This window comes from Vibrio sp. KUL70, assembly GCF_059725515.1.
Genome location: NZ_AP045834.1, coordinates 1159314 through 1173713, shown reverse-complemented (window position 1 = coordinate 1173713; position 14400 = coordinate 1159314). Strand labels below are relative to the sequence as shown.

General features: G+C 42.7%; 10 protein-coding genes. 2 read left to right on the top strand and 8 right to left on the bottom strand.

The features are described from left to right. Positions 1–33 precede the first annotated feature (33 nt). The 7 genes from AC6I7V_RS05330 to AC6I7V_RS05300 form a co-directional block, all read right to left on the bottom strand. Positions 34–930, bottom strand: coding sequence for a DUF7281 domain-containing protein (locus AC6I7V_RS05330; RefSeq protein ID WP_498011487.1), 897 nt, complete (start codon positions 928–930; stop codon positions 34–36). Next, positions 927–3719: an Mks condensin complex protein MksF gene (locus AC6I7V_RS05325; RefSeq protein ID WP_498011486.1), complete on the bottom strand. Its 2793-nt coding sequence runs from the start codon at positions 3717–3719 to the stop codon at positions 927–929. The genes AC6I7V_RS05330 and AC6I7V_RS05325 overlap by 4 nt, the downstream gene beginning before the upstream one ends. Beyond that, complete coding sequence (locus tag AC6I7V_RS05320; RefSeq protein ID WP_498011485.1) at positions 3713–4282, bottom strand: condensin complex protein MksE; 570 nt, start codon at positions 4280–4282, stop codon at positions 3713–3715. The genes AC6I7V_RS05325 and AC6I7V_RS05320 overlap by 7 nt, the downstream gene beginning before the upstream one ends. Then, positions 4272–5549, bottom strand: coding sequence for an MksB family condensin complex protein (locus tag AC6I7V_RS05315; RefSeq protein WP_498011484.1), 1278 nt, complete (start codon positions 5547–5549; stop codon positions 4272–4274). The genes AC6I7V_RS05320 and AC6I7V_RS05315 overlap by 11 nt, the downstream gene beginning before the upstream one ends. A gap of 1204 nt (positions 5550–6753) precedes the next feature. Beyond that, a complete protein-coding gene (locus AC6I7V_RS05310; protein WP_498011483.1) occupies positions 6754–7815 on the bottom strand; it encodes a tyrosine-type recombinase/integrase in 1062 nt (353 codons plus the stop codon). Between the two features lie 370 nt (positions 7816–8185). After that, positions 8186–8506, bottom strand: coding sequence for a hypothetical protein (locus AC6I7V_RS05305; RefSeq protein WP_498011482.1), 321 nt, complete (start codon positions 8504–8506; stop codon positions 8186–8188). Between the two features lie 100 nt (positions 8507–8606). Further along, positions 8607–9554: a hypothetical protein gene (locus AC6I7V_RS05300; protein WP_498011481.1), complete on the bottom strand. Its 948-nt coding sequence runs from the start codon at positions 9552–9554 to the stop codon at positions 8607–8609. A 180-nt stretch (positions 9555–9734) separates the two neighbouring features. Between AC6I7V_RS05300 and AC6I7V_RS05295 the strand changes: the two genes are divergently transcribed. Continuing rightward, a complete protein-coding gene (locus AC6I7V_RS05295) occupies positions 9735–10109 on the top strand; it encodes a hypothetical protein (RefSeq protein WP_498011480.1) in 375 nt (124 codons plus the stop codon). Beyond that, positions 10096–11331, top strand: a complete 1236-nt coding sequence (locus AC6I7V_RS05290) for a VapE domain-containing protein (RefSeq protein ID WP_498011479.1) — start codon at positions 10096–10098, stop codon at positions 11329–11331. The genes AC6I7V_RS05295 and AC6I7V_RS05290 overlap by 14 nt, the downstream gene beginning before the upstream one ends. 104 nt (positions 11332–11435) lie before the next feature. Here the strand turns inward: AC6I7V_RS05290 and AC6I7V_RS05285 are convergent, their stop codons facing one another. Next, positions 11436–14384, bottom strand: coding sequence for a type I restriction endonuclease subunit R (locus AC6I7V_RS05285; protein WP_498011478.1), 2949 nt, complete (start codon positions 14382–14384; stop codon positions 11436–11438). Between the last annotated feature and the right edge of the window lie 16 nt (positions 14385–14400).

The following is a 14400-nucleotide window of genomic DNA, read 5'->3' as shown; positions in this document are numbered from 1 at the left end:
CAATCGAGTTAATATTACCTTTTCTTGTTTACCTTATTCGAACTGCAGATCCGAGTCACTCAACCAAACAGCCTCTTGCTCTAAAGCTAAACCTTGTTTCTTCATTTCCGCCACGAGCCCTCGCAACGTTGGTAATTGCTCTAGAAGTCTTTGGCTATTTCGCTCGAAAGAATCAAATTCACGGACAGTATCATTCCAAAGTTGGTTTTGCCCGTAACGGTTCAAAAGTTCCTTCCAATTAGGCATCACCCAAAACTCTGTTCTTTGTTTAAGCCTCTCATTCAGGCGTCGGAAGTTATTCAGCCCGACTCCATCATAGTCAGCAAAAAAGTAGACCATCGGCGCCCTTTGGGGTACCGATAACCAATCAATCAGTTTGTTGTGTAACTGCCCTCGGTACCATATAACGGTAGTGGGTTCGTTATTGGGTAGCCAATCTAGACGGTCAAACAATGCTTGGTTTTCCACCAGCCAAATAGAATGATGAGTGTTAAGATCCCTATTTCTTTCTCCACCCACTTCAAGGGAAAAAACGCCAAACTCTTCTGTCGATACATTTAAGTGCTTAGTTGCTCCCCCAGAACACTCCCATAGCGGATTCGCAACCGTTTTAGCCAGCACGTAGGTGACATCGTGACCTACTGTTCCTTGTTTGCTGCTGCGTGTAGAGGCTATGTTTACGGCTCTTTGTGGGGCAGATGTAGGCACGTTTTGATTTGGTGCCAGTTGCTCCAGTGTGACTTTAACGACATCCATATCTAGAATGCCGTAGACAACGCCACGCCCTTTAGGAGTCACTTGTACACTCTGAGTTTTGCGGCAGAACTCTTCAAGCTGCCTCTTCTGAGATGGCGTCAATGTGCTTCCGGCAATAGAACCAGGATACGCCTCGACTAGTCGCGTTAGTGCTTTAACTAATACCTGACTCATAATGATGGCTCCACTTGTGACTGCAGTAGTTCTTGGTTTTCTACTGGTTCGAAAATCTGCCAACTATTTTTGCTGATGTGGTTCTTACCATTAGCCTGGTGGATAGGCACACAATAACGAGCTGTGGTTAACGGTGCTGGTGAGGCAAAAATCAATGCAAAACCGAACTGTTCGGCAATCGCTATTAAGTTAGCTTGGTTCTTGGTATCTAGGGCCAACGCCTCATCCAAATAACATACCGCTTTCATTTGATGACGTTTGTCTTGCATTAAGTGAAGCATCGCAAGGCCGGTCACAAGCTTAGCCATCAATACGGTTCCGTTAGAAGCCGCACTATCAATATCTTCAAATGACTCTGGTTGCTGCCCTTGCTTGGCAACGATAAATTCAAGTCTGAATAAGTCTGCTACTCTTAGGCCTTGGCGAGCATTACCTTCCTCAATCAACAGGCTCTTCGCTCGGTCTAACTCCGCATCATCGAGAATACTGCCTTGGTCAAACAGTTCAAAACTCTGACCACTTTCAGTTTGCTCTGCTTGCTGAATGAGTACATTTATCGCATCAACAAGCTGACTCTCTTCAACAGGTTCAATTTTGAATGTTTTGAGATCCGATAACTGCCTGTGACTGATTAGTCGGTTGAATTCCTTCATCTTACTTTGTAGTGCATAGAGTCCACTTCGTAGTTCTCTTAAACTCGCAGTGACGTTGACCACTGCCGAGCGGGCACGTCTTTCCAACGCTTTCTTCTCATCATCCAAACAATGGCTGAATTTAATAATGCCTTTTAACTCTTCATCCTGAGTTTGAGCCATCTGAAATTTGGTAAGCCCCTTTTGAGATAAGTCATTTTTTATTTGGCGCAATTCTTTGGACAACTTATCGAGGTCTTTGCAATCCTCTATGTATTGTTCAAGGCGAGCAGGTAGATATTCAAGAGACCATTCGTCCATCACGATCCAAGGGGTATGCGGTCGCTCCGAAAGCATACTGAACAAGGCCTGATCATCAATTCTTTGTTTTTTCAGCTTCTCAACACTTTCACTATCCGTTGTAAGCTGAACTAACTTAGCTGCAACTTCAGTTATTTGGGCAGCTATCGATTTATGCCTTTGCCCTGCGTTATCCAGCTCAGCAGTAATGATATTTAACTCTTGCTCTAACGCCTCTTTTTGTTCGGTTCGCTGATGCTGACTATTTATTAACTGTTGAAGCTGTCGGTAATCCTCAAGGTCTTGTTCACACTGCCTTACTGCATGATTTAATTCATTCTTTTTGCTCTCAGCAAACTCACTTTCTTTGCTTGCTTCCAACAGATCTTTGAGGTTCTCTATATGTTCATTAACACTGTGTATTTCTTCCAGCAGCTCTTGCTCTGTTTTTTGAACATATTGAGGAATAAGCTCATCAAGCGATAACGTTAAGCCAACCAGAGAGAGTTTCTCGACTGGTCCTTCTTTCAACGCTTCTTGCAGCTGATTGATATCGAATGAATACTGCTCTGGTGATAGTCGCATCACTTGTGAACTAAGCACTTTATTCAGCTTTTGTAACTCTGCAGTATCGAGCTGTTTAGATAGATTAAGATACAGGTTGTCTCCCAACGTTTTTCGTTGTGACTCTAAACTAACAAGTTGAGCCTCACTTTCAGTCAGCTGCTTCTCCAGTTCTTTTGAGGAGAATCTCTGAGATTGAACACACAATGCTGTTTGAATATCGTATTCACGCTTAGCTGATGCTAGCTGTCTATTCAAATATGAATCATCGGGGATCAGAGCAAAGCGAATAGATAATGATTCCTGCTCTTCATCAGCCTTCTGAAGCTCTATCAGGTTACTGTTAAGTTGCCCCTTCTTTTCGACGTTATTTCTATCCTCTGTTTGCAAGCTAGATTGTTCTGTGTCCAGCTCTGCTCTCTTATGCTCCAGGTTATGTTTTTTAGTTTGTACATGACCATGCCAGTCTTGCAGCAACGCATTCAATTTAGGCTGGCATGCAGCGATCTTTCCTCGTAACGATAAGGTGCGCTCATACTTTTGTTCGAGACCTTGAATCGTCTCGAGATTGTTTACGGCTGCTAGGTACTGTTCGCGTTCTAGATTGATGTCGTGAAATGCTTTTTCCCATTCTTGCTTAAAATCAATGCTGGAATTCGGTAGTTCTCGACTAAAAATCTTCAACAAGTAGTCTTTCACATCACTGGAGTTTAGCTTGTCGAGCCTGAGCGTTTTGGTGAGGACTTGCTGGAACGAGCGAGCATCACTCACATGCTCAAGTTTGAATACCGTAAAATCGATGTCGCTGTTTTTCTTACTTTTTGCACCGCCATAAATCGAGTGTCGAAACTCTTTATCATTGAATTTATAGACTCGATGCTTCTTTGTCGCTAAGTGGTTGACTAACTTTGGTTGGGCAACAATATTGCCATCATCCAAACGAAAATCGTCTAGGTTTAATTCACCTTTGTAAGCGAAGTATTCATAGTCATAACCTACCCCTTTACCAACACAGCCAAACACCACGGTGCCGGTTTGTGGCAGGATGACTTCTAGCAAGATGTAAGCACTGTTATTTGGGAAGTAAAAACGGCGAGCCTTCTCTAATGAATGAGAACCAAAATCCATCCTTCTTTGGTCGATGATGAGCAGAAACTGGAGTGCATTGATTAGGCTTGTTTTGCCATGGTTATTTGGCGCAATTAATGACACAGAGTCGTCAAGAGGAAGTTCAGCTCGCTGGTAACCAGCACTGCCAATTAACGCTAAACGTTGAAAACCGTAACTTAACATGATTCATCTTCCTCATAAGCGGCCACATCGCTGCCGGATTCTTGCTCAGTAATAGCTTCGAAATGGTCTAGGTAGCGATACACCGAAGGCAGCAAACGCCAATGATTGTTCTCTTGAACCGCAAAGCCTTTTCGCACTGCATTATCGAGTATCTTTGCTAGTGCATCTTGGTCGAGCTCTTCTGCATCTAAAAGTTCTTGGTGCTTTTTGTAAACCTCATCTAGAAAGGCATTATCAATTGTCCATTGGTAAAACTGACCAAGAGAGCGGCCGTAATCAGCTTGATTGTCAAATATCACCATCAGTAATAGTGCTAACTGGCGCGATTGTTTATTAATATTATGGTTACTGTCTTCATCATGAAACCAAGCAAAACCCCGTCCATCAATGCGCAAGTCAAAACCTAAGTTAGCAAATAGGTACTGATACTGCTCTGTTTGCTGTTCTAGCTCATGCCATAGAGCAGCATCCGTCGAGCGGTTGAGATGTCGACCAGAGTTAAAAAGATTAAATAGCTCAGTCAGATGAGCTAGCTCACTTAAATCGATTTTGCTAGTTTGCATTATCAGCATCCTTTTCATTTGTTGAGCCAGTCAACATCTTTATTTCGTGAGGGTGGTAGGTTACGACTACTGTATTGAGCGCTGTAGTACTTGAGCTCACCCCTAATGTGCTTTGCCACTGAGGGTCACGGACAAGCTCGTGATAGAGTCGCAACAGTTCGGCATCTGATAGGTGTTGATAGTTTCCTCTGAGCCACGTCATTAGATTAGTGACCGGCAGCGAGTCAGCAAGTTGTTCCCTCAGAAGCTCTTCATCAACCCAGTTGATCATTGGAGTTTCAGTCGCTTCCTCTTCATCTGGGAACGGTATAGAGCTAGGTTCAAAGTCCAAGAATTCTGCTATCAACTCACGTACTTCATTACCCAATTGAATTTTAGTCACGCGGCTACTTTTCCACATAGGCAAACCTTCGGCATTCAGTCCTCGCGCTAAACCCTTTTTACGTACTTGGCTTAGCTGCTTGCTAATCACCGCTGAAAGTTGATTGTGTTGTCTGGCTTCCTCTCTTAATGGCAACAAAGTATCGGCACATTGCTGAGCAATGACTCGTCCTTGGTATCGAAGATCTTTGACTTGATAAGCTATCTGACGCATTACCAACCTTTGTTGATACAAAGATCCACGCATGGAAAGTATGTCAACAGCAGTATCGAGTGCTTCTTCTGCCTTTTCTAATAAGGGGTAGAAACTGCCTCCAAGACCGCTATCCATCATTTCGTTCATGGGTTCTACGTATTGGTCATACACTTCCAACACTTCACGGTAACGCCGTTCAATTGGGACACTGGTGTCCGCAGACTTCGCCAATTCTGCTATTTCAAAGATGGCTTGTTTGTCCTGAGTTAACTGTTGAGTAATTTTTCGAACCAATTCCGACAACCTGTTCGCACCAGTACGAAGTAAATCGTTGTCTGCCACATCAAGCCCCTCTAACACTTGGCTGGTGGCGTCTTTAATCGCATCTACTCGCGCTTTAAGTACCGCTGATAAGCCTAACTCATGCTCTTGGGTTAAGCCTCTAACAAAGTCCACAACTAGCGTGTTTAGCTGATAGTCGCTACTGCGATTGACAGGCTGCAATATGTCTGCATTAACAAGGCTGGTGAGCACAGTATTACTTTCCGCATTTTTACTTTTGTACTGATTAATCACCTGTTCAAGTGCTCTTAGCTCAAACGCTGGAAACTCTCTCGAAAGCCGAGTTAACTGTTCAACCACTTCCCAGTGTTGATGTAGCTGAAAGATGAGACTTTTGGGGGCTGCCATTGAAACCTACTCTTTATAATAAAACTAACCTGATATTCTAATCGACTCTACTTGCAGAAGTTGCATAATACATCAATTTATAAGCATCAAACTGCTTATATACTAACAGAACAATAGTAAATTGCTCTGGATGACAACATGCAAACTTACCAAGTACTAAAACAGCGTCAAAGCGTTGAGCGAGACGGCCATCCTCAGAATCTTGGCCTGCGTGTCCATCGCGCTTTAAGTTGTTTGAATAAATCCGAACTTTGTAACGATGATGACTCTACCTGTGGATCGCTTTCCACTCCGCTTACGCGCAAGAGTTTGACCAACGGCAACACTATGGAGAGCAATTACACAATTTTGTTTGGGACGAGTATTCCAACACGATTCGAGTCATCTTGGATAACGAATTTATCCTCCAGGCATATTGGGATTATCATGCCGGTAGGATCACCGAAGATAGCTGGAAGAGCGAACGCAGCAAAGCCAAAGTCGCCGCTAACAAAGCACTGAGTCAAAATGATACGGCGAAAGTCCTATCTATACTGTTTTCTCGCCTATACACCCTACGTAACCAGCTAATCCATGATGGAGGTATAATTTACCTCCATCCCCTAGTCGGTAAGCCTTATCTATGGGTTTCGCTGTCGATACTTCTCTTGCCGTTAGTTTTGCCATTGCTCTCTCCTTTCTATCGGAAATTGATCACACAGTACGCAGATTTTTGACCTATTCGGCTCCCTCAAAATTAAAGTATGCAAAACAGGTGAATCTATATTTTTCAAAGAGATAAAAATGGAATAAGAAACTTGGCAATCCTGCTCCTCCGTAAACTGTATGCTGCATTTTTAACGCAAATGTATGCTGATTTCTTTCAAACCTTAGAAGCATACACTTAGGCATACAACAGTACTTGGGATTGTAGAGGAAGGATGGAACGTTTTGAGACTTGGGTTTCGATATAAAACAATGAGTTATAAAACGAAAAAAGCCCCTAGACTCGTCTAGGGGCTTGAATGTGGCGGTGAGGGAGGGATTCGAAAGCTCTCTCTCCCACCTAAAAAATCACAAATAATCTTGTATAAACATGCACTTATCAAAATTCATTAGCATAATGAATTGGCAAATTAGTGCCAAATCGTAGCATTCCATCGACTCACCGTCTAGACACCTTCTGATAAAAAAAGAGCACCTCAATTGGTGCTCGTTGCTTAAGTTAAGCATAAAAATGATACATCGACTCTTCATTGCGAGATTCACGGAAATCTTTACTACCTCGCAGGTTTACTTCCCATGATAAGTAATGTTTCTTCAGTGTATGCACATTTGTGTGACCAATATGAGCAGCGACATCTTTCTCTTCTCGATCGCTCTCAATTGCACGGTTTACAAAAGAGTGGCGACAGGGCTGCATGCCACGAAACTCAACATTTGCGAGTTTAAAATATCGCTTTAACGCTCGGTAAATATGAGTGCTATCCCACCAGTACTTATCTGTGTCCTTGTTATAAAAGAAAAACTGGTTCGTACACTCCACTTCGTCACCTTCAACCACCATAGGGTGTGAGTATTCCAGTAGCTCACCGTTATCAATAATCTCATTGAAAATCAAACAAGAAAGCTTACTGAGTGTGATATGACGTTTTGACTCCGTTGTTTTGGTCTCTTTCATTTCGCCAAGTACAATTGCATGAGTTACCTTATAGGTGCTTTCCGACTTACAATAGTTACCCGCTGTAAGAGCAAGCACTTCAGAAACCCGTAACCCTTCTTCGCAGCCAACAAGGAATGCTTGTACAACACCATCCTCTGAACGGACATCCATGAGCCGCTTAATTTCATCAGTGGTGTAGGCTTTTGTTGCTGTGAAATTACCAACGGAACGGACTGGCTGAGACATTTTTTCAATAGGATTCACACGTAACTCACCTTTTGCTACAAGATCAGCAAACATATCCTTTACAGCAGATCGAATATGTTGACGCGTTTTATCTGCATAGCCTTCATAGCTTTTTTTATTTGAATTTGATGGTTTCGCTGCCTCTCCTAGCTTGTGAGCTCGCATGTCTGCTTTGTTCTCAAATTCAGTCTTAATATTGAGCAAAGTCGTATTGAAGTAATGATCAAAGTCGACGCCTTCTAAATCTTTGACAAATCGCTCTGTTGGAAAGGTGCGTTTAAATGTTTCTAATGCCGTCTGGATACCCTTTTCTGTTGATCGTGCGATGAGCCCTGCATCACGCTGATTTCTAATTTGCTTCTGTCGCTGGTTAATCACTGTATATAGCTGTTTGCGAGTTAGGCGTTTTAATGTCATATGTAGCTCTTTATTCGTCCATGCTGGCACTATTCTGTGCGTTATTCATGCCGCCACTCTAACCATATATCAGAGCCACATCAAGCAAACGTGCAGCTAAAAAACCCGAAAAGCAAGCAACTAGCAGCCAAAATTCACAAAACCGCACAATAAACATCAAGAGGTGGATATTGATGTTTTAACAAGAATAATTGATATAGAAAACTAGAACAAAAAGCGGTGACTTTTCCTGAAAAAATTTTTTTCAACTTATGTTCAAGTGCTCGTTTTTTAAACAGCATGAAAAAAGATGCTTGTAATAGCATCTTTCTATCGCGTCAAATCCACAGAATTAGCGTCGACGAGGAAAAGGAGGGCGTGCACTCATAAGTCTTTCAACTATGTCATGCACAATCGAGTTGAATAACTCACAACCATCATCAGGTTTGGCGTGCTGGAACATTAACCTTCGAAGCAGTCCAGACCCCATAATATGATCATCAACTACCTCTTCCACCCAGTGCCATTGTTTCGAGCTAGTGACCACATCTAGTTGTGTAAGCAATCCAACTTCAACGCAGATGTCTTCAACTTGTTTAAGCAATAGTGCACGTTTAATCTCTTTGTCGCCGAGTAGCGCCCTTCCCAAGGGAGTCGTAGGAACTTTTCGCATGTTTTTTCTTAAACATACATAATTTGTGAATGGCGCCAAATTATTTGTTCGGTAGGTGGCTCCGTTTTGTCCAAAAGCTGGATAGAGAGCGACTGTTAGCTCAAACTGATAGCTGTTGCATTCTACTTGTAAGTCGCCCTCCTTTCTGAGCCTTCATTTCCACCTTACAAACCAAATCCTGCATGAAATCATACAGAGAAGCTGTTTCTTCATTTGAAGCATCAATGGCATCCATCCCCTTGATTAATCGATTGTATTGTCTATTCATCTGCTTAGTATCACCGACTTCATAAGCGTGGAGCCATTTATTAGCTTGATTGATCATCTTATGCAGATGCTTCTCTTGTAACTTAAGAGCCTCTTGTTTACGTGCTGATTTCACTTGCCAAGTGGGGACTCTTTTTCTCGCCTCACCACTGTATGGCTTTCGTGGTTTATAGGCACGGTGATCGACACCAACAGCTTCAAGCACTGCTGTATTAAAAGCGCTTTTGAATAATCGAGTTGTACTTTTACGCTGTAGCTCAGCTAGATAAGTAAGGTCGTCTGTGAATTTACCGACGATGATATGTATGTGATCACCACTACCTTTGACGCTCATGTCTTGTTTCTGCTGATGAACTACTGCTCTAACAATAGAAGGCAGCTGATTTGTTGATAAATTGAGATGTGAAGCTAGGTTGACCATCAGTATCTTTAAGATCTGCCGCCATTGATTTTCATCAGGGCGTACTCCTTTCGGCAGTGTACACACGAACTCTACGGATTGAGTCGGCGGACGCCCTCCCTTCCGTTTAGTGGCTTGTTTGAGTTTATAACGCTCACAATTACGCAAGATATTGAGCGATTGCTTCTCAGAGCCGTGTATGTTGATGATATTTTCAGTTTGTCGATGATTACGATGACTCGCATTCATTAAATAGTGTTCACGAGCTATCACATCGCGTGTGGCTTCGGTAATGACCGTCCAATTCTTAAGCATGTTTTTATCAACTATACAAATTTTCATAGTTAAAACAAAACCATGCAATGCAGGCTGTGTAGTCAAGATAGGGAAACCCACCGCTAACTTCGTTCTCGGGTTTCCCGTATCTTGTAAGAGGGAGACCCTCTTAACTCCCGAAATTTTTATCATTTAGAAACCAATGAGATACAAAAAATTATGCGATAGTTTTTATTTTCCTATTGCTTTGTTATTTAAATAGATCGAGCTTTAAGAAAAAGAACAATGCAAAATAATTCTTCTTATAAAGTCAGCAGAGACTCTAAACCTGTACCTGAACAACAACTTGAATTGGGTCTAGGCTTATCAAAGCAACAGATGATCAAAGCTCAACAATATATTGAAACACGTTACTTCTCTATTGATGAGATCAACGACATCTTACATTTGTTCGAAACCTGTGGTCATCGACTTGAAGTGAAGATGCTAATTCGAAATATTCACAACTGGACTGATTACCCAAACACTGAAATGGGCTCACTACTTCTATATGCTGATAAAAAGTCTCGCAGTGGAGTCTTTACGCTGATGGACAAATTTGCAGAGGGTAAATCGTTAGACCAACTTCTAAATCAAGACTTCCTCTATGAGCAATTCTAATGACATCACTGAAATGCGGTTTCCTGATATAAAAATTGGAGGGAATGGGCAATCTATTGTGCTGAACACTGCCGAGAACTTAAATGCACTACTTGAACTTTCTGGCTATGAAGCGCGAATTAATAAAATGAATCTAGAACCAGAGCTCTTCCATGGTGGGGTGTACATTGGTAGCCCAGACATTATTCGAAGTAAGCTGATTTCATTGTCTTCTGTTTGTGGTTTGCCTAAGGCAGCCATTGACGATCATCTAGCTGCAATTGCGCAGGCAAATTCTTACCACCCAGTTGTTGACTGGCTTGATGGATATGAATGGGACAAAGAGTCCCGAGTGGATAAAGTAATCGCTTGTCTTAAATCAAAGGACGATGAGCTCACAGCTATTGTTCTCAAACGTTGGTTCATTGGATGTATTGCTTCTCTGCTAATCCCAAATTACAAAAGTAAGCTTGTACCTGTCTTAGCGGGGCTTCAATCCTATAGAAAAACCGCATTCGTCGAACGTATCTGTTCGGTGTTAACAGATGCTTTCCTAGAAGGAGCAGAATTAAACCCAGATAACAAGGATTCTATCCTCAGTTGCATTCGTAGTTGGATTGTTGAATTGGGCGAGCTAGAGCGCACGACAGCGCATTCACAGGGCGGTCTTAAAGCATTCATAACTCGTTCGGTTGATACTGTTCGCCCACCCTACGCAAGAACTGACATCAAAAAGCCAAGACAAACTAATTTAATCGCTACGGTGAATGGTACAAGTTTCTTAAAAGACCAAACGGGTAATAGTCGTTACGCTGTAATTGAGTTGATTGAGCGAACGGATATGGACACCCTCAACGAGTTGTTAGGTTGGGAGTACAAATCAACAGGTGAAATCAAGCTGGTTGATGAGAACAAACTCCGCCAATTTTGGCTAGAGGTGCGACATCTCCTTGAGGAGGAAGGCTATTCATGGAATTTAACTTCAGAAGAACAAGCGAAAGTCAGCAAACAGACTGAAAAGTATGTTGATAAAGGGGATTACTATGCGACGCTGAAAGACTACTTAGCTGACTTTAAAGACAATGACTTACGTTGGTGTACTAGCACTCAAGTCTGCAGTCTTGTCGGTATCCATGTAAGCAAAGCGAATATGGTTGGAAAAGCATTGGCTATATTAACTCAGGAAGAAGCCATCAAACGTAAATTCACGGGCGGAGTGAATCGATACCACTTTCCGATTTAATCGAAGTTAGCCCGACTTTCTATCCGATCTTGGTGGTGGAGGTGGGGTACTATCCTAGATTTATACAAAAGAGGCAGCTTGTATTCGCTGCCTCTTCTAGGTTGTTAATGAAAACCTTCGATAAATGTCGCAGCAAACCCTTTCAACCGCTCAGCTATACGAGGAAGGATCGTTCGGCGTGTTCTAAAAGTCATCTTCTCAGTTGTTAGCTGGGCGATATCATCCGACTTCAAGCTGTCTACGCTCATACCGTTCTCTATGTTCGTCACCATTTCGCTAAACTTATCAGTATCAAGCTTCTCTTCTTCTGCTATCTGGCTTAGTTCTTTTTGTTTCTGCTCTTCTATGTACTCATCAAACTCAGCACCTTGCACTAAGCCTTGCATACTCTTCTCAATAAAATCTTCGATGAGAGAGCGCTTGCTATACAAGGTCGGTTCAGTAGCCAGCAAGTTAGCGATAACTTGGCGCTTCTTCTCTTTCGCTTCGTCACAAGATTCTTCGAACATTGTCATCAACAAGTGACGGATATAACTAACGTTGACTTCATCTCGTTGGAGTAGCTCTAATTCGAAATCGATATCCGCTAAGATAGACTCCTTATCAGCAGGACTTTTCTTAAGCTCACGGGCTAAATCGCTGTATTTAGAAGCGTAGTCAACGAACTCTTGCTCAGATATACCAAGTGTTTCAATGTCGAAGTCGCTAAATGTCTCTAGCTGGTTCTTTAAACGCATCAAGATGCGGAACTGCTTAATAAAACCTACTTGCATGTCCTCGTCAGGCAAGTCATCGACACTTTGCACATCAGGAGCAATTGCTTTCAACGCTTCAAGCGCTTTAGAAAAGTCTTCCGTCAGCCCGTTAAGATCTGGTACTTCAATAAACTCGATTGGCTGTTTATTTGAGAACAGCGTAAACGCCTCGTCCGCTTGTGGTTTGAGGTTGCGATAACACATGACATTACCATGCGACTTCACCGTGCCATTTAGGCGGTTAGTACGGGAGAAGGCTTGCACCAATCCATGATACTTAAGGTTTTTGTCGACATAGATGGTATTTAAGCCGGGAGCGTCAAACCCCGTGAGGAACATATTTACTACGAGCAAGATATCCACTTCACCGTTCTTGGTACGGTTCGATAGATCCTTGTAGTAGTTGTAGAAACTGTCGGTATCTTGGGTTGAGTAGCTCGTACCAAACTGCTGATTGTAGTCTTCGATGTAAGCATCTAGCTTGTCTCGACTATGCACTTTGGCATTGGCTTCCGCTAAGCCTTTAACATTGACCTCACCTTCGAACTCTTCTTCCTCATTTACGCCATAGCTAAAGATGGTGCCGATATTGAGCTTGTGTTTGCCCTCTTCTTTGAGTGCTTTGAAGGTGTCGTAATAAGTGATGAGATCAGGCACACTCGCAACACACAGCATGGCGTTAAACTTGCGCTTGGTCTTATGACCGTGGATACCAATGATGTGCTCACATACTTGTTTGATACGCTTTGGAGAGCTAAAAAACTCGGCGACATCGATACTACTCACATCGACATCCATGCCATCGTTTTTATGCTTCAGCTTGCCGTAATACTCAATAGCAAATGGCAACACGTTATCGTCTTTGATGGCATCAACAATTACATAGCTATGGAGGCGTTCGCCAAATAGATCCTTTGTGGTTCTTTTTTGTGTGCCTTTACCTTCCACTTTTTTAGCGGTCGCATTGTCAGCGAAGATAGGTGTTCCCGTAAAACCAAATAGCTGTGCGTTTTCGAAGAAGTCGACGATGTTTTGGTGCGTTTCGCCAAATTGGCTGCGGTGGCATTCATCAAAGATAAAGACCACTCGTTCTTGGCGTAAGTGTTCAACCTGCCCTTTAAATCGAGGCTTAGTGATCAGGTTATTAAGCTTTTGAATTGTCGTAATGGTCAGCTTGTTGATGCGATTGACTTTATTACTGTAGATAGGCGCATACTCTGCGACTTGTGGCAGCTCTTCAACGTCGTTGGCACTACTATCTTTCGTGTTTAGCGCTTTCTTCGCCATGTTCTTTAGTGGAAGTGGTCGTGAACCGAGGAACTGATTCAGAAGGCTTTTAGTATCCCCCGTGCTGTCGACACTGCCTCTTAAAAACGCATCAAACTCTTTGGCGGTTTGATAATCGAGGTCTTTGCGGTCGACCACGAATACCACTCTGTCCACATCTTCAAGTGTAGAAAGAATCTGAGCGGTTTTGAAACTAGTCAACGTCTTACCGCTACCCGTTGTGTGCCAAATGTAACCGTGGTTATTGTTGGTTTTTACCTGATTAACGATCGCTTCTACCGCATAGAATTGGTAAGGGCGCAGCACCATCAAAAACTTACCAGACTCGTTCTGTACGATGTAGCGGCTGAGCATCTTGGTCAGGTGAGATTGATTTAGAAAAGCATCAGCAAACTGAGGCAGTGCGTTAATCTTGTTGTTTTCAACGTCTGTCCAGTTGAAAGTCTGCTTAAACGAAAGCTCACGGTTGTTAGAGAAATATTTGGTGTTGACGCCATTAGAGATAACAAACAACTGTACGTAGTTGAACAGTCCGCCTTGTGCACCATAGGTATGTTTGTCGTAACGCTTAATCTGGTTGAACGCTTCTGCTAGCTCAATGCCTCGGCGTTTTAATTCAATTTGAATGAGCGGTAAACCATTCACCAAGATGGTGACGTCATAGCGGTTCTCGTACGTGCCTTGAATGGTGATCTGATTGGTCACTTGGAAAAAGTTCTTGCTTGCATCATCAAATAACAGAGTCAGGTAATCGGTGGTGCCGTCTTCACGAGTGACATCCACCTTTCCTTTCAAGCGCTTGGATTTATCGAAGATGTTGCCCTTTTCTAGCTTGATAAGCACACTTTCAAACTCACGCTCGGTTAGCGTAACACCATTGGCTTTCTCAAGTTGAGTTTTGAGGTTCGCTTTTAACGCTTCCGCATTGCCAATATCAACAGGTTTGAAATCGGCAGCGACAAGCTGATCGATTAGCTCTTTTTCAAGTTGTGCTTCTGATTGTGTGCTCATAATTCTTCTATTTATA